The organism is Marinomonas profundi (genome assembly GCF_020694005.1).
GTDB classification, from domain to species: Bacteria; Pseudomonadota; Gammaproteobacteria; order Pseudomonadales; family Marinomonadaceae; genus Marinomonas; species Marinomonas profundi.
The window spans coordinates 609243-627985 of sequence record NZ_CP073013.1 but is presented as its reverse complement, the minus strand read 5'-3'; the positions used below and the strand labels follow the sequence as shown (position 1 = coordinate 627985).

At 45.5% G+C, this 18743-nt stretch carries 21 protein-coding genes; 13 read left to right on the top strand and 8 right to left on the bottom strand.

Annotated features, from left to right (window positions below):
- Nucleotides 1–330 precede the first annotated feature (330 nt).
- Together infA and aat are read right to left on the bottom strand one after the other, a co-directional pair.
- Nucleotides 331–549: a translation initiation factor IF-1 gene (infA, locus tag J8N69_RS02880; RefSeq protein WP_012070936.1), complete on the bottom strand. Its 219-nt coding sequence runs from the start codon at nt 547–549 to the stop codon at nt 331–333.
- A 226-nt stretch (nt 550–775) separates the two neighbouring features.
- Nucleotides 776–1516 (bottom strand): leucyl/phenylalanyl-tRNA--protein transferase, encoded by a 741-nt coding sequence (gene aat / locus J8N69_RS02875; RefSeq protein WP_168822852.1) that lies wholly within the window; start codon nt 1514–1516, stop codon nt 776–778.
- 613 nt (nt 1517–2129) lie between these two features.
- On the opposite strand from aat, the gene J8N69_RS02870 reads away from it, so the two are divergent.
- From J8N69_RS02870 to vapC, 9 genes are all read left to right on the top strand, one after another.
- The gene (locus tag J8N69_RS02870; protein WP_168822854.1) at nt 2130–2984 is read left to right on the top strand and encodes a hypothetical protein; all 855 of its coding nucleotides are present in this window, start codon (nt 2130–2132) and stop codon (nt 2982–2984) included.
- A gap of 174 nt (nt 2985–3158) precedes the next feature.
- A complete protein-coding gene (locus tag J8N69_RS02865; RefSeq protein WP_168822969.1) occupies nt 3159–5906 on the top strand; it encodes a DNA translocase FtsK in 2748 nt (915 codons plus the stop codon).
- Nucleotides 5907–6383: 477 nt separating this feature from the next.
- Complete coding sequence (lolA, locus tag J8N69_RS02860; RefSeq protein WP_168822856.1) at nt 6384–7010, top strand: outer membrane lipoprotein chaperone LolA; 627 nt, start codon at nt 6384–6386, stop codon at nt 7008–7010.
- Nucleotides 7010–8374 (top strand): replication-associated recombination protein A, encoded by a 1365-nt coding sequence (locus J8N69_RS02855; RefSeq protein WP_168822858.1) that lies wholly within the window; start codon nt 7010–7012, stop codon nt 8372–8374. Before lolA ends, J8N69_RS02855 begins: the two co-directional genes overlap by 1 nt.
- A gap of 52 nt (nt 8375–8426) precedes the next feature.
- Nucleotides 8427–8798: a fluoride efflux transporter CrcB gene (crcB, locus tag J8N69_RS02850; RefSeq protein ID WP_168822860.1), complete on the top strand. Its 372-nt coding sequence runs from the start codon at nt 8427–8429 to the stop codon at nt 8796–8798.
- 66 nt (nt 8799–8864) lie between these two features.
- Nucleotides 8865–10166 carry a serine--tRNA ligase gene (gene serS, locus J8N69_RS02845; RefSeq protein ID WP_168822862.1) on the top strand — a complete coding sequence of 434 codons (1302 nt, stop codon included), beginning with the start codon at nt 8865–8867 and terminating at the stop codon, nt 10164–10166.
- A gap of 110 nt (nt 10167–10276) precedes the next feature.
- Nucleotides 10277–11020, top strand: a complete 744-nt coding sequence (cobA, locus tag J8N69_RS02840) for a uroporphyrinogen-III C-methyltransferase (protein ID WP_168822864.1) — start codon at nt 10277–10279, stop codon at nt 11018–11020.
- A 42-nt stretch (nt 11021–11062) separates the two neighbouring features.
- Nucleotides 11063–11293 carry a type II toxin-antitoxin system VapB family antitoxin gene (gene vapB, locus J8N69_RS02835; RefSeq protein WP_168822866.1) on the top strand — a complete coding sequence of 77 codons (231 nt, stop codon included), beginning with the start codon at nt 11063–11065 and terminating at the stop codon, nt 11291–11293.
- Nucleotides 11294–11304: 11 nt separating this feature from the next.
- Nucleotides 11305–11694: a type II toxin-antitoxin system tRNA(fMet)-specific endonuclease VapC gene (gene vapC / locus J8N69_RS02830; protein WP_269751546.1), complete on the top strand. Its 390-nt coding sequence runs from the start codon at nt 11305–11307 to the stop codon at nt 11692–11694.
- Here the strand turns inward: vapC and J8N69_RS02825 are convergent.
- From J8N69_RS02825 to hpf, 6 genes are all read right to left on the bottom strand, one after another.
- Complete coding sequence (locus J8N69_RS02825) at nt 11691–12011, bottom strand: TusE/DsrC/DsvC family sulfur relay protein (protein ID WP_168822870.1); 321 nt, start codon at nt 12009–12011, stop codon at nt 11691–11693. The genes vapC and J8N69_RS02825 overlap by 4 nt on opposite strands.
- 5 nt (nt 12012–12016) lie before the next feature.
- Nucleotides 12017–12304, bottom strand: coding sequence for a DsrH/TusB family sulfur metabolism protein (locus J8N69_RS02820; protein WP_168822872.1), 288 nt, complete (start codon nt 12302–12304; stop codon nt 12017–12019).
- A gap of 2 nt (nt 12305–12306) precedes the next feature.
- The gene (locus J8N69_RS02815; RefSeq protein ID WP_168822874.1) at nt 12307–12651 is read right to left on the bottom strand and encodes a DsrE family protein; all 345 of its coding nucleotides are present in this window, start codon (nt 12649–12651) and stop codon (nt 12307–12309) included.
- Nucleotides 12652–12655: 4 nt separating this feature from the next.
- Entirely contained in the window at nt 12656–13048 is a 393-nt protein-coding gene (gene tusD / locus J8N69_RS02810) for a sulfurtransferase complex subunit TusD (protein ID WP_168822876.1), read from the bottom strand.
- Nucleotides 13049–13145: 97 nt separating this feature from the next.
- Nucleotides 13146–13808 carry a Bax inhibitor-1/YccA family protein gene (locus tag J8N69_RS02805; protein ID WP_168822878.1) on the bottom strand — a complete coding sequence of 221 codons (663 nt, stop codon included), beginning with the start codon at nt 13806–13808 and terminating at the stop codon, nt 13146–13148.
- Between the two features lie 158 nt (nt 13809–13966).
- Nucleotides 13967–14284: a ribosome hibernation-promoting factor, HPF/YfiA family gene (hpf, locus tag J8N69_RS02800; RefSeq protein WP_168822880.1), complete on the bottom strand. Its 318-nt coding sequence runs from the start codon at nt 14282–14284 to the stop codon at nt 13967–13969.
- A 208-nt stretch (nt 14285–14492) separates the two neighbouring features.
- Here hpf and J8N69_RS02795 point away from each other — a divergent pair, with 208 nt between their 5' ends.
- The 4 genes from J8N69_RS02795 to uvrC all read left to right on the top strand — a co-directional run bounded on the left by J8N69_RS02795 (nt 14493) and on the right by uvrC (nt 18679).
- The gene (locus J8N69_RS02795; RefSeq protein WP_168822882.1) at nt 14493–15308 is read left to right on the top strand and encodes a DnaT-like ssDNA-binding domain-containing protein; all 816 of its coding nucleotides are present in this window, start codon (nt 14493–14495) and stop codon (nt 15306–15308) included.
- Complete coding sequence (locus tag J8N69_RS02790) at nt 15217–16071, top strand: replication protein P (RefSeq protein WP_227803958.1); 855 nt, start codon at nt 15217–15219, stop codon at nt 16069–16071. The genes J8N69_RS02795 and J8N69_RS02790 overlap by 92 nt, the downstream gene beginning before the upstream one ends.
- 124 nt (nt 16072–16195) lie before the next feature.
- A complete protein-coding gene (locus J8N69_RS02785) occupies nt 16196–16837 on the top strand; it encodes a response regulator (RefSeq protein ID WP_168822884.1) in 642 nt (213 codons plus the stop codon).
- An 18-nt stretch (nt 16838–16855) separates the two neighbouring features.
- Nucleotides 16856–18679 carry an excinuclease ABC subunit UvrC gene (uvrC, locus tag J8N69_RS02780; RefSeq protein ID WP_168822886.1) on the top strand — a complete coding sequence of 608 codons (1824 nt, stop codon included), beginning with the start codon at nt 16856–16858 and terminating at the stop codon, nt 18677–18679.
- Nucleotides 18680–18743 lie beyond the last annotated feature (64 nt).

Below are 18743 nucleotides of genomic sequence, written 5' to 3'. Positions count from 1 at the left end.
GCCTACAATGGGTTGATCTATATTGGGTTTTGTAGGTCGTGGCTTTAGCCCGACAAAAGCCCGATAACACCAAACCAAAACCCTTGACGCGCTAAAGCATGACCTACAAGATCGACAGAAATCGTTTAGCGAAGGTTGGATAAGTCTTGTAGGCCTGATGAGGGAGGCACGACCGTAATCAGGCGTGTGGCGTTATTTAGCCTACAATGGGTTGATTTATATTGGGTTTTGTAGATCGACAGAAGTCGTTTAGCGACATAAAAAAACCGGACTGGGTCCGGTTTTTTTATGTCATTTTTTTAAGTTAAGCTGTTTTATCAGCCACTTAAATTAACGTGCGCGGTAAACGATACGGCCTTTTGAAAGATCGTAAGGTGTTAACTCTACTTTTACCTTGTCGCCAGTCAAAATACGAATATAGTTTTTACGCATTTTTCCAGAGATATGTGCGATAACGACGTGTCCGTTTTCTAATTCGACACGGAACATGGTATTAGGCAACGTATCAATGATAGTGCCTTCCATTTCTAAGCCTTCTTCTTTTGCCACAATATGTGTCCTATGGTATTAGCTTGCATTTAGTAAACGCCGACTCTGAGGTCTGCAGATAAAGAGAAGTGCATTTTCTCTTTCGGCAAATTAAGCGCTACTTTTGTCAGTTAAATGCTAAATTATGCTTACGTCTAGCAACGCCTGAATTTTAGTCGAGCGTATTTTGCCTAAAAACATCGCGTAAGGCAAATTTAGTTGTGGGTTTATCTTGTCTATTGTTGTGCTAAATCGGCTGCTTTTGTGCTTTTTCCCCGATAGAAAGCAGTGTGGGATTGGTCGTTGTCGTGGGAATGAGTCGAGATAGCGTGTCAGAAAATAGCGCTCGCGGCATTAATTCTGCACCCAGCGACAGTAGGTGTTTGGACTCGACCTGGCAATCAATCAGTTCTATATCGCATTTTTCAGCTAAAACACAAAATTGTTGTAGGGCTATTTTTGAAGCATTGGGAACGAGCGAAAACATAGATTCGCCGAAGAACATGTTGCCCATTGCGATGCCATAAAAGCCGCCAACCAGTTGATTATCTTGCCAAACTTCAATCGAATGTGCGTAGCCAAGTTTGTGCAATGCGGTGTAGGCTCGTTTGATGTCCGAGGAAATCCAAGTGCCTTCTTTGTCCTCGCGCAAGGCGGAGCAATGATAAATGACGCGTTCAAATGCTTGGTTGACAGAGCAGTGCCATGTGGTTTTTTTAAGGGCCTTTTTAAGCGATTTTGAAGCATGAAAATGGGACGGTTTGAGTGTGCAGCGTTGTTCTGGGTGCCACCACAGAATGGGGTCCAGCTCACTAAACCAAGGGAAAAAACCTTTACTGTATAGGTGAATTAATCGAGTGGTTGAAAGGTCTCCACCGACGGCGGCCAATCCCTCAGGGTCTTGCAGGGCTTTATGTGGGTCTGGTGTGTCATAAGGCGATGCGGAAAGCAGAATCAGTTCTTGCGAATCGTGGGCGGTGTCGGGCATTGATGTAATTTCCTTGTTATTCCTGCTTGGTATCGTGTTGTTGGCCTGCACTCTTGCTGGCTATTTTAACGCTGATGAGGGCTTTTTTCTTTAAAAACTTACTAATGAGAAAAACTGACAGAAAAAAGACAAACAATTTACACAATACTTTGCTGCTTGCGTTTATAAAAATTAAAGAAATCGGTAGTCTTTCCGATATTCACAATGAGGACGAAAAAGCATTCGTGTTGCGAGTTATTGACACAATGTTGTGCTCAATCCTTAGCAATGTGCATGGATAAATTAAATAAAATGTTCTTTTTCATCCTTAATGGGTGTTTTTTGTTCAAAAAAGCGAGCAAAATGAAAAAAAAAAGAAAAAAAGTGCAAGGAGTGCTTGACCAGTAATGGAAAACTTGGTTTTAATCGATGCAGTCCTAAACGGTATTTCGAAAATGAAATTGGATGCGGTGTTGGGAACTAAGATGATTTGCTTTTTTGGCGGTTGTCATAAAAGTGAAACTGATCGGTTTTAAGATACTTGAGTCGTTGATTTTGCAACGTTTCTTGGTTAGACGAAAATCAGTCAATAGGTCTACAAGGCCACATAATATAATATAAAGGGGAATCTTGAATGAAAGCGATTAAACTTGCTTCTGTGTTTGCAGTATCTGCTGTTGCGGCTGCTGTTTCTACTGCCACTTTCGCTGCTGAAGCTGTTATCACAGGTGAAGCTGGTGTTGAATACGTTAGCTACACTAATGATACTAGCGATTCGGCTGATGGTACTGATCTAGGTGAGCTTGAGCTTCACGTTGATACGGGCGTGGTTTACGCTGAGCTTGAAATAAGAAGTAACGGTAGTGAAAGTACAGAGATCCTTATGGAAAAACTGTATGTGAAACAAGGTGCTGTGTCTTTCGGTAGCTTTGATGGTTCAGTAGCAACTGGTTCTTTCTTCGGTATGGATGAGCTTTTCGATGGTGTTGGCTTAAGTTCAACAAGTGATACAGATGACACAGGTATTCGTTATAAAGTATCTCCAGAATTGACTGTTGCACTAGAAGCTACTCAATCAACTACTACAGAAGACTCTGATATTGGTTTTGCTGCGTCTTATGTGAAAGATTTTGGTGTTATTAAAGCCGGTATTTCTGGTGGTGTTGTAGGCGATGCTAATGCAATCAACGTAGGTATGCAGACAGTTTCTGGTCCTTTTACTGTGTCTTTAAACTACGGTGTAGGTGAAGAAGGTTCAGGTACAACAACAGATGTTGAGAAAATGACAACCTCTTTTGCTTTTGCGGCCACTGATGCTTTGACTCTAACGCTAGAATACTCTAACGAGCTAGAAAAAGAGCAAGATGGCACTTACTTCATTGGTGAATATGTATCTGGTGATTTGACTTACTACGTGAAAAACTACAATGGTGATCTAGTTGGTGATGCTAAAGAACGTACTATCGTTGGTGTAAAAACTTTCTTCTAAGATTTTCCCTAAAGGCATTCTCTGAAAATGAGAACACCTTTACAAGTTAAAGCGAAAGCCAGCCCTTTGGGTTGGCTTTTTTTATGGTAAGCTTAGCCAACTTGTGGCTCCGCTGGATGGAGCGTGGTGTGGTTTGATTAGCATAAAATAGGAAGGCGTGTTTTGTCAGAAGAAATGAGTGAGTCGGTACGATCACCAATTTGGGAACTGTTTGCCAAGCAAGCGGCATTTATTGCGGCTTTATTAATTTTATTCTTTTTCGCCTTAGCGACTTATAGCTATAGCCCCGCCGACGCAGGGTGGTTTTATTCTGGTAGCGGTGGCGCGGTTCAAAATTCTATGGGGCCGATAGGCGCTATTATTGCCGATTTGACGTCTGGCTTTTTCGGTTCTTTGTTTTATTCTTTGCCTGTGTTGTTTTTTTGGGTGGCGATTATTATCTGGCGTAACCCGCACTCCTTGTTGCCTCTCAATAACGCCTTGCTTTGCACTATTGGCAGTATACTGTATTTGTCCTTTGGTTCGGTGTTGTGCTTTTTACACACGGTGGGCGAGCCTTCATTACAGTATGGTACAGGCGGTATATTGGGCCAAGGTTTGGGGGCATTGTTGTATGGCTTTATTGGCTATGACGGCGCGACCTTGGTGAGCTTGGCCTTGGTGATTTTGTCCTTTACGCTGTTGTCTCAGTTACACTGGCTGAATCTGATGGATCGTCTGGGCGAAAGCGCTTATAAGTTGGTAATGTTTATGCGCCAAAAATGGGCCGACCGTCGCGCGGCAAAAGCCAATAAACAGGCTGACATAGCTGACTTGTTTGCCGATGAAGTGCAAGAGCCAGCGATTGTTCGTAAAAGACGAAATACGCTGACTGAGACGTCAACCGCCCCAGTGACAAAAGTGGACAAAACTTTACTCGAAGACGCTCATACTGGAAATGCCCTTTCTGAGAATGAGGGTGAGAGTGACGAAGAAGGCGAAAAAGCCAAGTTCCGTTTGTCTGCCTTGTTTTCCCGCTCAAAGCGTATGAAGAAGAACGAGGCGTCCACTGATGATTCACCTATGGTTCATGAAGAGCCCGCGTTTGATGGTTTGGACGATTTGTCTGTCGATGGCTTATCCTTTGATGATAAAGACGTTGATTTTGGCGATACGCTTTATATTGAGGAATCTTGGTCAGCCAAGCGCGATGACCGAGTAGAAGACAAAACGACTCAAACTAAACCGACCGCCATGGCGAAGCCAGTTCAACAAGAGCAAAATGTAGCGCCTACTAGCCTCTCTAAAGAGCAAGCCGATGCGATCTTGTTTCAACAGGACGATTTGGCAAGCATTCCGGCGGCGCACAAACCCGCCTTTCGTACTCTATCTGAAGCCAAACAGCTCGATTCTCTGGGTGGCCCTTATGCGGATGAAGTGGAAAACAATCGCAAAGTAGAAAGCTATTCTTTGCCAGACCGCTCAGTATTAACCACCCCTAAACCCAAGCAAGGCGGCTATTCGGAAGATGAATTGTTGGCCTTGTCAGAATTATTAGAGCAGCGCTTACAAGACTTTGGCGTTAAAGCCGATGTGGTGGAAGTGAATCCCGGGCCGGTGATTACCCGTTTTGAAATTCAGCCGGCGCCCGGTGTAAAAGTGTCCCGAATTACCAATTTAGCCAAAGACCTTGCTCGCTCGTTGAGCGTGATGAGCGTGCGTGTGGTGGAAGTGATTGCCGGTAAATCCACCATAGGGATAGAGATTCCCAATCAGGTGCGCGATACCGTGTATTTTGCCGAAGTGATTAATTGCGACGCTTATGATAGATCTTCTTCGCCGCTGACGTTGTCGCTGGGTCATGATATATCCGGTGAGCCTGTGGTGGTGGATTTGGCCAAAATGCCTCACGTGCTCGTTGCCGGTACCACGGGCTCGGGTAAATCGGTGGGGGTGAACGCGATGATTTTAAGCATGTTGTTAAAATCGACACCCGACGAAGTGCGGATGATCATGGTTGACCCCAAAATGTTGGAATTATCGATCTATGAAGGCATTCCGCATCTGTTGACGCCAGTGATTACCGACATGAAAGACGCCGCCAATGGCTTGCGTTGGTCTGTTGATGAGATGGAGCGTCGTTACAAGCTGATGTCTAAATTGGGCGTGCGAAACATTGCGGGTTATAACAAAAAAGTACGCGATGCAATCGAAGCAGGCAAACCCATTCAAGATCCATTGTGGCAGCCCGAAATGGCGATGTTTTCAGAAGAGGGCGTGGCGCGCACCGTGCCGCATTTAGAGCCTTTGCCTTATATCGTTATCATTGTTGACGAATTCGCTGACATGATGATGATAGTGGGGAAAAAAGTCGAAGAACTGATTGCCCGTATTGCGCAAAAAGCTCGCGCCGCTGGCATTCATTTGATTTTGGCGACGCAGCGACCTTCTGTGGACGTTATTACCGGTTTAATCAAGGCCAATATTCCAACGCGTATGGCGTTTCAGGTGTCTTCGAAAATCGATTCCCGGACGATTCTCGACCAAGGTGGCGCCGATCAATTGTTGGGTATGGGGGATATGTTGTATCTGCCCGCTGGGTTACCGACGCCTATTCGTGTGCATGGCGCGTTTGTGTCCGATGAAGAAGTGCACGCCGTGGTGGAAGAATGGAAACAGCGCGGTGAGCCAGATTACATTCAGGATGTGGTGATGAATCCTGAAGACCTGATGACGGACGGTGGCGATGAAGATAAAGATGCACTGTATGATGAAGCGGTAAAAATTGTCATTGAAACGCGTAAAGCGTCTATCTCGTCTATTCAGCGTCGCCTTAAAATAGGCTACAACAGAGCGGCCAACTTAGTGGAAGCGATGGAAGCGGCGGGGTTAGTGGGCCCAATGGGCACCAATGGACAGCGCGATATTTTGATTCCTGAATAACAGAATCAGTTTTTTGTAGGGCATCATGAGCGGAGCGTAATGTGCAGTGTGACGTTGATGGCGGTGGTTTCCGATTCATCCGGCCTACGTTTTTGGTTTATGCGGTTTTGGTGGCGGTTGCATGATTTTGTAGGCCGGATGAGGGAGGGACGATCGTTATCAGGCGTGTGACGTTATTTAGCCTACAATTGTTTGATTTACATAGGGTTTTGTAGGTCGTGGCTTTAGCCCGACAAGACGAGATTTGTCGTGTGCCGTGTGCCGTGTGATGTTGATGGCGGTGGTTTTGTGCGGATTTGTTTTCATAGGGCATCATTAAACGCCGGATTACATCTTCGTACCTCGATTCATCCGGCCTACGTTTTGGTGGTTGCATGATTTTGTAGGCCTGATGAGGGAGGGACGACCGTTATCAGGCGTGTGACGTTATTTAGCCTACAATGGGCTGATTTATATTGTTTTTTGTGGAGAAATATTTTGTTAAATAAATTGATCGCCATTACGGTGCTTGGGGTTGTTCTCGCGTTTCAGTCTGTGACCGTACAGGCTGAAGACGCCATAAATAACATTGAAAATTTGTTGGAAATGAACCGCAATATTGAAGGGGAATTTCGCCAAGTGACTTACGATGAAAAAGGCAAGCAGTTGCAAGTCAGCGAAGGGATTTTCTTACTGGCGAAGCCTAATCAGTTTGTTTGGGACAGTGTGACACCCTTTGCGCAACGGATTATTTCTGATGGTAAATATATTACCGTCTGGGATGTGGATTTAGAGCAAGCAACCAAAAAGCCTTTGTCTGGTGCGGTGGGGAATTCCCCAGCGGCCTTGTTGGGGCAGCCTGCTGCAGAAGTGTTGCCGCACTATGAGGTAACCGCGTTAGGCAAAGAGAAATTCAGTTTGGCGCCGAAAGAAGACCAAGACCTATTTCAAACCTTGACCTTATCATTCCGTGACAAAGTGATTAGCGCCATGAGTATTTTGGACGCGCTAGGCCAGACGACGGTGATTGAGTTCAAAAATGTTGAAACACATGAAGGCGTGGCGAAAGAGAATTTTGTTTTAGATTTGCCCGATAATGTGGATGTGATTGTAGAAGGTCAGTAATGAAAGACCTTTTCTCGGACAATCTTTTTTCAGCCATACCAACAGAGGCGTATCAGCCTCTGGCGGCCAGAATGCGACCAACCCGCTTGGATGATTATATCGGACAATCGCACTTGGTGGGGCCGGGAAAGCCGTTACGCAGAATGGTCGAAACAGGTCATTGTCATTCTTTTATTCTGTGGGGGCCGCCGGGCGTGGGTAAAACCACCTTTGCGAAGCTGTTGTCTCATGCGCTTGATGCGCAGTTTATTGAGATATCGGCGGTTATGTCGGGGGTAAAAGAGATTCGTGCGGCGGTTGATCAAGCCAAGCAATTGCGCATGATGAATGGCACTCAGACGGTGTTGTTTGTAGATGAAGTGCATCGCTTCAATAAGTCTCAGCAAGATGCGTTTTTGCCTTTTATTGAAGATGGCACCTTTTTGTTTATTGGTGCCACTACGGAAAATCCGGCCTTTGAATTGAATTCTGCTTTGTTGTCGAGAGCGCGTGTTTATCGCTTAAAAACGCCAACCGCCGACGACATTAAGCAGGCGTTGGTTCGTGCCTTGCAGAGCGATGAAAAAGGTATTGCCAACGGTTCTCAAGGAAATAGCCTTCAAATAGACGAGTATTTTTTGTCTGTTTTGGCGCAAGCCGCTGATGGGGATATTCGTCGCGGTCTCAACTTTTTAGAAATTTTGTCGGATCTGGTGGAGCCTGGAAGTCAGGTGACACAGGCGCAACTTGAAGATGTGCTGGGCGGCAGTGTGCGGCGTTTTGATCGTAAAGGCGATGTGTTTTACGACCAAATTTCGGCGTTTCATAAGTCTGTTCGTGGTTCTTCGCCTGATGGTGCCTTGTATTGGATGGCGCGCATGCTCGACGGAGGTTGTGATCCTTTGTATATTGCGCGCCGCTTGCTCGCTATTGCCTCAGAAGACATTGGTAATGCCGATCCGCGTGCCTTGCAAATTGGTTTAAACGCATGGGATGTGTTTGAGCGTGTTGGGCCCGGTGAGGGTAATCGAGCGATTGCCCAAGCGGCGGTGTATATGGCGTGTGCGCCTAAGAGCAACGCAGTGTACAAAGCTTTTAATCAGGCGATGTCTGATGTTGCGGCACAGCCCAGTTATGAGGTGCCGGTTCACTTGCGTAATGCGCCGACCTCGTTGGCGAAAAGCATGGGACATGGGGATGAATATCGCTATGCCCATAATGAAGAGCACGCTTATGCGGCGGGTGAGAACTATCTGCCAGAAGAATTGGCTGATAGGCGTTTTTATCAGCCGACGGATCGCGGCTTAGAGAAAAAAATTAATGATAAGTTGGCTTGGTTAGCCGATTTAGACGATCAAAGCCCGCAACAGCGTTATGAGTCTTAGTCGATTTTTTATACTGCTTGGTTCCTTATTACAAAAGAGGTGTGAGAGACACATGATGTATTTTATGATTGCTTTTGGTGGAGCGTTTGGTGCCTTGAGTCGTTATGGTATGACAAGGTGGATTAACACCACTTGGCATCACCATTTTCCGCTGGCGACCCTGCTTGTTAATGTTTTGGGCTGTGTGTTGATGGGCATTGCGTTTGTGATTGTTAGTGAGCGTATGCCGTCGCTTGAGCCTTATCGACCGCTTGTTATGGTGGGTTTTTTAGGTGCGTTTACGACTTTTTCGACTTTTTCGTTGGAAATTGTCTCACTTATTAACATGCAGGCTTGGCTAAGTGCCATAAGCTATTTATTATTGAGTTGCATTTTAGGTGTTGTTGGTTTGGCGGTTGGAATCGCGGTAACACGTGTATTTTAATCGCGGTTATTATTGAAAACAGCCTAATGTATTTTTCCCTACTATTTAAAGGATATTGTTGCCGAGATGTTAGACATTAAAGCTTTGCGCGCTGACCCAGAAGCCATTGCGGCTCAACTTAAAAAGAAAGGCTACGAGTTGGATGTGGCGACCTTTTCTTCCCTAGAAGAGCGCCGTAAAAGCATTCAGGTAGAAACGGAACAGCTGCAGCAAGCTCGCAACTCGGTATCCAAAGAAATTGGTCAGGCGATGAAGTCTGGCGATAAAGACAAAGCGGCACAATTAAAAGCCCAAACCGCTACGCTGGGTGATGATCTTGAAGCGGCAAAAACACAACTGACGCAAGTTCAAGAAGCGTTGGAAAGCTTGTTAGAGGGCATTCCAAACCTTCCTCATGCTTCTGTGCCGGAAGGTAAATCTGAAGACGACAACATTGAAATTCGTCGTTGGGGTGAGCCTAAACAATTTGATTTTGAACCAAAAGACCATGTTGACCTTGGCGAAGCCTTGGAAATGCTCGATTTCGAAGCGGCGGTAAAGATTACGGGCTCTCGCTTTGCGGTGATGCATTCTGATTTGGCGCGCCTGCACCGTGCGTTGACGCAGTTTATGATCAATACGCATGCTGATTTGCATGGTTACACTGAAGTCTATGTGCCTTACTTGGTAAACGCTCACTCCCTAAAAGGTACAGGGCAGCTGCCTAAGTTTGAAGCCGATTTGTTTAAAGTGCCGGTGGATAAAGACAGCGGAAACAATGATCTGTATCTGATCCCCACCGCAGAAGTGCCGGTCACCAATTTGGTGCGTGATGAGATCCTTAATGATGCAGATTTGCATAAAAAGTTTGTTGCTCATACGCCGTGTTTCCGCAGTGAAGCGGGCAGTTATGGTCGTGATACGCGTGGTATGATTCGTCAACATCAATTTGAAAAAGTCGAATTGGTGCATGTTTGCCGTCCAGATCGCTCAGAAGAGGTGCTGGAAGAGTTGGTGGGTCACGCGGAAGCGATTCTGAAAAAACTAGAATTGCCTTACCGCACGGTAATCTTGTGTGGTGGTGATCTGGGTTTCTCTGCGCACAAAACCTATGACATTGAAGTGTGGTTGCCAGGGCAAGGCAAATACCGTGAGATTTCTTCTTGTTCTAACATGTGTGATTTCCAAGCTCGCCGTATGCAAGCGCGCTGGCGCAACCCTGAAACCGGTCGTCCAGAGTTGGCACATACTTTGAATGGTTCAGGTTTAGCCGTGGGGCGTACTTTGGTCGCGGTATTGGAAAACTACCAGAATGCCGATGGCAGCGTACGTGTTCCTGATGTATTGGTACCTTATATGGGCGGCAAAATGGTTTTGAAAAAAGCCTAGCGCTATTCGTTTCAAGTGCTAGTGTTTTTAAATGAAAAGCCTCACTAGAGGCTTTTTTTACATTAAGCACCAGTTGAAAAGTACAAATTAAAAAGTGGAAATAGAAAGTTATGACGGGCAAGGTCTATTTGATTGGTGCGGGTCCAGGTGATCCTGAGTTGTTGACGTTAAAAGCGTATCGTTTATTAAAAATGGCCGATGTGGTTTTGTATGATCGCTTGGTTGGCAAAGACATTATTGCGCTCATTCCTGAGTCAGCCGAAAAAATGTACGTGGGAAAAGCTAAGTCTCTGCACAGTCTTCCACAAGAGGAGATTAACAGTCTGCTTGCCGCTAAGGCAAAAGAGGGTCATATGGTGGTTCGCCTAAAAGGCGGCGATCCTTTTATCTTTGGGCGAGGTGGAGAGGAGCTTGAGGAGTTAATAGAAGAAGGTGTGCCTTTTGAAGTGGTTCCGGGTGTCACTGCGGCAGCAGGTTGTGCGGCTTATGCGGGGATTCCTTTAACCCATCGAGATTATGCTCAGTCGGTTCGATTCCTCACAGGTCATTTGAAAGACGGCACAACAGAGTTACCTTGGGAGGAGTTGGTGCATCCAGCGCAGACCTTGGTCATTTATATGGGCTTAACAGGCCTTAAAGACATCACTCAGTCGTTGATGCGCTTTGGTATGAGTCCATCTATGCCGGTAGCGATTGTGGAAAAAGGCACCACTAGTGAACAGCGAGTGTTCACTTCCACTATCCAAGATGTGTATGAGGTATCGATAGCAAATGACGCTAAATCCCCAGCATTATTGATCATTGGGGAAGTGGTGACCTTGCATAAAAAATTAGAATGGTACGGAAAATATTGAAGGGATATACTATAGGGATATACCGTAAAGAGGAGCGTTAAAATGGAGCGAGCAAGTATTTTTAAGAGTAACAAGAGTCAGGCACTGCGACTTCCAAAGCTGGTAGCTTACCCTGATACCGTTAAGCAGGTAGATATTGTAGTGCAAGGACGAGCTCGCATTATTATGCCTGCCGGAGAGTCGTGGGATACTTGGTTCGATAGCGAAGGTGTGTCAGCCGATTTTATGTCTAGCCGGGAAGAGCCTGCTCATCAAGATCGAGAGTCTTTTTAATGTTGAAGTACATGCTTGATACAAATATTGCTATTTACACTATCAAAAATAAGCCTAAGGAAGTGCGCGAAGCATTCAAGGCCCATGATGGTCAGATGTGTATTTCGATAATCACACTGATGGAGCTGATTTACGGTGCAGAGGCATCTGCTGCGGTAGATCGAAATCTTCGAGAAATTGAGGGATTTGCTGCGCGTTTAGAGGTATTGCCTTATGGCAGTGATGCAGCGACTCATACTGGTCAGCTTAGAGCGGAGTTGAAGAAAATAGGTCGTCCTATTGGTCCTTATGATGAAATGATCGCGGGTCACGCTAGATCGCTGGGTTTGATTGTGGTTACCAATAATATAAAGCAATTTGAAAATGCGCCAGGTATTCGATTGGTCAATTGGGTTAATTAAAGGCAATTCGCAGGTTTGGGAAGGCCTGCAATTTTTGCCGCGAGTTTAGGCGGGCTGCCGGGAAAAAGCGTCATTAAATAAATACTGCGACCTTTTTCAGCCCCAAGCTTTTTGCTAACGGCTTTGACCAGTGGGCGCATCGCGGGCGACACTTCAAATTCTTGGTAAAATTCGCGCAATAAAGTAATAATTTCCCAATGGGCGTCTGTTAATTCTAGTTCAAGCTCTTGGGCTAGTTGATTGGCAAGCTCGGGCGTCCAGTCTTGTAAATTCAGTAAGTAACCTTCTTCATCGAGTGCTAAATTTTTGTCTGTCATTGTGCTTACCAACTTATGTTTGCTTTGGCGGCAAAGGTTAATTCGACCCATTTTTCATCTGATAAGGCTGTTCCTAGATTGGGTGAAAGGCCATAAGCCGTTGCATCGCTTTGCAAATAATAGAGTGTAATGTTTTTTTCTGCGATTAATTTTTGCATTGCATCGGCGTGTTGGATGATTCGCAAAATGCCGGCTTCAATCAGCAATATTTGGTCGCCGCTTTGTAGGCTATTTTGCCATGTTGTTTCCAGTGTTGCTGGGTAGTCGAGTTGATTTATTTGGTGAAGTTGCATTATTAAAACCGAAAAACCTGTGGGTAGTGGGAAAACATGGCATGCCATTCTGCATCATTGAGCGGTTGAATGCCTTGCCACGTGGTATTGGGATCAAGCCGTTGATTGGCTTGAATGAAGACGTTTTCAATGTCGTAAAATTCGAGGCCATCTAGTAGCTTGTGCAAATTCTTGCCTTGCTCGGTTGTGGGGTTTTGCTTAAGGGTTAAAAGCGCCAAAGCGGCTCCCGATAGGCACAGATCGACGGGTTGCTCAAAGGTGGCTAAAACCAAAGCAAGGTCAAGGCCCTCTTTGCAGGCCAAGCTAGAATAGGGGCTGCTGTTTAGATGGATTAAGGTGTGTTTCATGGCGTTACCTAAACTGAATGACGTTGTTGGTGGTGTTCATTAGGTCAACCAGTGTGCCTAAACCTTCAAGCTGAAAGTGGTCGGCTAGGGTGTGTTGGTCCAGTTCATAACGACGACTTTCACTTTCGCTGATAATGCCTCGTCTTACCGCGGCGGCGATGCACAAATACAAGGGCACATTGTGTTGTTGTGCGATCTCTTGCCAAGCGTGCGTCAGGTTTATCTCGTCTCTGGGTGGTTGCGCTGTTTGGTTGCCAATCAGCACCGCATCTTCATAAAAAAACACCCCTTTGATGCTATTAGGGTATGTATTTAAGGCGGCTCGAATAAAGCGCAGTGCCGTGTGGCAAGCTTTGCTTTGATATGGGGAACCTGTAATAAACAGGGTGTATTGCATTAAAATGACCTTTTAAAACAAGCTTCGTAAGTGGTGAGGCAAATTTTACACATAAAAAAGGCCGCAGTCAGCGGCCTTTTCGTATTACTGCTTAGCATTACTCGTCGCGAGCCATACCTAGTAGTGATAATACGCTTAGGAACATGTTGTATAGAGACACATACAATGTCACTGTCGCCATGATGTAGTTGGTTTCACCACCACGGACAATTTGATTGGTTTGCATCAAGATCACGGCCGCAGAAAATAGCGCAAAGCCTGCGGAGATGAAAATTTGCAACGCTGGCATTTGTACGAAAAAGCCAGCGATGACAGCGAATAGCAAAACAAAAAAGCCCACTGTGATGAAACCGTTTAAGAAACTAAAGTCTCTTTTTGATACCAAGGCATACGCAGATAAGCCAAGGAACGACAGCCCCGTAATGCCGAGTGCGCTCATAATTAAGCTGGCACCGTTGGGTAGGCTAAGGTACATGCTTAGGATAGGTCCTAGCGTGATCCCCATAAAACCCGTTAACGCGAAGACGCAAAGCAGGCCAAGTGCGCTGTTTTGGCATTTATGCGTTAAAAACAGCAAGCCATAGAAGCCTACTAAAGTAATAATCAAACCCGGATGAGGTAGATTTAGTGCCATGCTCACGCCCGCAGTGAAGGCGCTGAACAATAAGGTGAGCGACAACAGTCCGTAAGTATTGCGGAGCGTTTTGTTGGCCGCTTGTGACGAGTGTGTCGACGACGAGAGGGCTTCATTGTAACGCATGGAGTAACTCCTTTAAGGTTTAATACTATCAATAGACTTAATATGCGGTTGAAAGTTCCAAACTTCAAGTGAGATTGTGTTATTGAAGAAAAAACCTCAAAAAACACCGAGAAAATCGGTGTTTTTTGAGGTTAACGGCGAACGATAAAGGGAGGGGCTTAATGAATTTCCATGCTCTTGTGGTGGGTACTGGCCTGCTTGGTTTTATGTTTGTCTATTTGTCGAGCCAGCTTATCGATCATATTGTCTATGGCGTAAAATAATCTGTCTTCAGAAGACGCTGCGGCAAATAGGTCCTTGCCAGGTAGATGCAATGTTGCTTCGGCTTTTTGGCACTTGCTGTCTTTTAATAAGGTGATGTTAACGGATGTTATTTGGTCGGTCAGCTTAGATACCTTGGTAAGCTTTTCGTTAATGTGTTCTGTTATGGCGGGCGTGATGTCGATGTGATGTCCAGAAATTTTAGTTGTGTACATACGACTTTTCCTCTTGAGTGGCGTTATTAAATGACGAGGTTGAAAACTACGTTTTACGGACGTTGAGTGGAAAAATAACACTACTAACTGAGCATAGGCGCGCTTTGGTATTCTGTCAAAAGATCGATATGGTCGGCGCTTGAAGGTTGTCGTGCTAATGAAGAAAGCTTTTGATAAACTGTCGTGCTAAATAGGTGAAGCGAGATTTATGTTGGATAACGATTATTCATTACCGATATCATTTTCAATGGCGGCCCAGATAGGGTTAGAAGAAACGGTGTTGCTGACTTTTTTGAAGCAACAAGCGTATCTTGTTCATTCGGATGTATTGCGTATAGAAATGACGCGGTTAGGGGGGCAGTTGCCGTTTTGGACTGTGCCTATGTTGATGCGTTTTTTAACCAATTTGCAAATGAGTCAGTTGATTAGCTTTCAGCGCAACGACGATGTGCTCGATATTCAGTTGGCGTCTTCACAGAAAATGGCGCAAGTGGTTAAGCCTGTTGCTGAGCCACTGCCAAAAGACGAGCCATTAATGAGCAAAATGGACCGTTTGCATAAAGCTTCTCGAACACAAAATGCTGAATTCACGCCGCAGCCACAGTCTAAAGGTTATGCTGCTAAGCAACCTGTTCGACAATACGATGTGCCGTCTTCTCCTCCGGTTGTGAATGATCGTCGCGGTGTGACGGATTTTGATTTGTATTTGGAGCAAAAAGAGCGCGCTCGTCAGCCAGATCAATGGCAACCTGAAGAGGCGACGTTGGAGCAAATAACGCAAGCGGGCATTGCTCGTGATTTTGCTTTGTCTTTGCAAACGGAGTTTCTGCTAAGGATCAAAGAGCAGCGGAAAAATGTTCGAACTTGGAACAGCGAGTTTTTTAAATACGTAAAACGTCAGTGGCAATACAAACAATCAGATAGGTCTTCATATGAAGGAACCTCAGGCAGTTCAAAATTTACTAAAACCTCTAGAGAACAAGTTAGCGACGCCCTCAACAACATCCACGACACCGACTGGTGAGTATGGCTCTGGCAACCCAGAGTATAGCAAGGGGAATACCAGTCGCGAATCGGGCCCAACAGAGGCAGAGCAGCAGACTCGTGTTCTAGTGAATATGCTGTTTGCGCGCTTTAAGGCCATTTATACCCATAAATTTGCCTCGGCCTACAGCACGACAGACGAAGTAAAATTAGCCAAGCGTGAGTGGGCCATTGCATTAAAAGGTTTTCAGGAACCTCTGCTGGCTTATGCGGTGGAACGTACAAAGGAAGTGCATGCATGGCCGCCAACCATCTCGGAATTTTTAAAGTTAATTAGTACGGCGTATAAAGCCTACGGCTTAGCCGATCCTCGTTCTGCGTATCTTGAGGCGTGTGCCTGTCGTTCGGACCCTTTGCAATATAAGTGGCGTCATCCTGCGGTGTTTTTTGCTGGATCGGAAGTGGGTTGGTATAAATTAAAGTCAGAAGAAGAGCGCGTGACTTGGCCGCTGTTCGAGCAAAGCTATTTAAAAATAGTCGATAGGGTGATCGCAGGTGAGCGTTTGATCATTCCTAAAGTCATTATGATCGAAAATAAACAAACATTGAGCGTGGCCGCGTTAGCAAGTAAGATCGCCAGCGACCTATCGGTTACCACAGGGCAAACCGTCACCGAAGAGCAAATCGCGCCTTTGCTGTATTACACGCAAAAAACCTATGGCTCTGGTGTACGTCTTCGTTACCGCGAAATAAGTCAGCAAAAGCTTTTAAAAATGGGCTACAAAGAAAAGCTTCCAGAGTAACGGTGAATTTTGTGTATCGTTCTAGCTGGCATGATTTTATATTTAGCCGGATGTTATAGACTTGGTTTCATTCTAGGTAGGATAGAAATCAACACGAAGCGTAGGAAAGTTTGGTGAGGCTGTTATGTTAAAAGTGTTGATTGTGGATGACCACGATGTGGTTAGTCAGGGCATTAGTCGTGTTCTACAGGATGTGAATGGGGTTGAGGTTGTCGGTGTGGTGCACAGTGGTGAAGACGCTGTCACTCAGTCTAAGCGTTTATTGCCTGATGTTATTTTGATGGACGTTCATATGCCCGGCATTGGCGGCTTAGGAGCAACCAAAGAAATTAAGCGTATTTTGCCTAAAATCAAGATTATTGCGCTATCCGCTTTGGACGACAATTTGTATCCCATAAAATTATTGGAAGCGGGTGCATCTGGGTATTTAACCAAAGGAACGAGCACGTCTGAGTTGCTTGAAGCCATCGATACGGTGATGAAGGGCGAATCTTACATTTCTAAAACCATTGCTCAAAAAATCGCGCTGTCGAAGTTCTCTCTTGATAGTCAAGGGTCACCTCTTGGTCAATTGTCTGATCGTGAGTTGCAAGTGGCGCAGATGATTGTAGACTGTAAAAAATCCAGTGAAATTGCAGAGTATCTCAGCGTCAGTCCTAAAACAGTCAGTACTTATCGTACTCGTATTTTTACTAAGTTAAGCATTGAAAGTGATGTAGAGCTGATGCATTTGGCGGTGCGTTACAGCGTACTTGGTATGGGTTAGGCAAAAAACGAGGTTTGTTTGAGCCAGTCAGAATTTGATCCTAAACACTTTGTTAGCCATTTAACCACGCGGCCTGGCGTTTATCGTATGTACGATAGCAAAGGTGTGCTGTTGTATGTTGGCAAAGCTAAAAATCTAAAAAACCGTGTTGCGAGTTATTTTCGTGTAACAGGGTTGACGACGAAAACCATGGCCTTGGTGAGTCGTATTCACAGCATCGAAATTGCCGTCACTAAAAGCGAAACAGAAGCGCTGCTGCTTGAGCAAACGTTGATCAAACAGCATCGTCCGCCATACAATATTTTGCTGCGAGACGATAAATCTTACCCTTACATTTTTTTATCGAACCATCGCCATCCGGCTTTGTTGTTTCGTCGTGGCGATAAGGTCGATAAAGGCACCTTGTTTGGGCCTTTTCCAAGCGGTAGTGCGGTGAAAGAAAGTTTGAATACCATGCAAAAGGTTTTCAAAGTGCGCCAGTGCGAAGACAGTACGTATTCGAATCGATCACGGCCTTGTCTGCAATACCAGATTAAGCGCTGCTCGGGGCCTTGTGTGGGGCTAATTAGCGATGAAGAATACGAATTAGACGTACGCCATGCGCGGATGTTCTTGCAGGGTAAAGACCAAGAACTTACCGCAGAAATCACCACCCAAATGAGTGCCGCAGCGGTAGACATGGAGTTTGAGCGTGCCGCCGAGCTACGCGATCAAATCATTCAGCTTAAACACATCCAAGAGCAGCAACATGTTTATGGGCAAACAGGCGAAGCGGATGTTATTGCTTCCATTATTCAGCCCGGTGGTTTGTGTGTTCATGTGATGATGGTGCGTAAAGGCAAAGTGGTGGGCAGTAAAAGCCATTACCCTAAAATGCCGATTGAAATCACCGAAGGCGAATTATTATCGTCTTTTATCGCGCAATTCTACTTGGGTGGTATTCAAGAGTTGCCTAAGACGCTTATCATTAGCCATGAACTAGAAGACAGCGATGCGCTGGTGGAAGGTATTTTTGAAACCACACAGAAGAAAATAGAGGTATTGAGTAATGTTAGAGGCCAGCGGGCACGTTGGCTTGATCTGGCAAAACTCAACGCAGAGCAAGGTTTACAGGCGCGACTATCCGATAAACGTAATCATTTTAGCCGTGTCACTGCGTTGCAAAAATTGTTGGGTTTTTCAGCGCCGCCAACACACATGGAATGCTTTGATATTAGTCACTCTAGCGGTGAAGCCACCGTGGCATCTTGTGTGGTGTTTGGGCCAGATGGACCGGACAAAAAACGCTATCGCTCCTTTAATATTGAAGGTGTTGAGCCGGGCGATGATTATGGCGCGATGAAGCAAGCCTTAACGCGTCGCTATAGGCGCGTTAAAAGTGGCGAGCTAGAAGCGCCCGATGTACTGCTTATTGATGGCGGTAAAGGGCAGCTAACACAAGCGGAAAACGTATTGAAAGAGCTGGGGTTGGTGAATATTTTCTTGTTGGGTGTGGCCAAAGGCGACACCCGAAAACCAGGCCTCGAAACCCTTTATATCGGTTCCAAAGAAGATGAAGTGGTATTGCCGCCCGATTCAGCAGCCTTACATTTGATTCAGCACATACGGGATGAAGCGCATCGATTTGCCATTAAAAGCCATCGCCGTAGACGAGATAAGAAGCGTCGTCATTCTGTCTTGGAGGATATTCCCGGTATTGGGCCGAATCGCCGTAAAGAGCTGCTAACGGCTTTTGGCGGTTATCAAGAATTGTTATCAGCAAGTCAGGATGATATTGCTAAGGTAAAAGGAATTAGCGCAAAAAAGGCAGAAGAAATTTACCTCTACCTTCATAAAAGTTAAGCTTAGCTAAGCCTAGGGTGCGCTTGGCGTCATAATTAGGAATGCTTTAAAAATTGGGAATAAC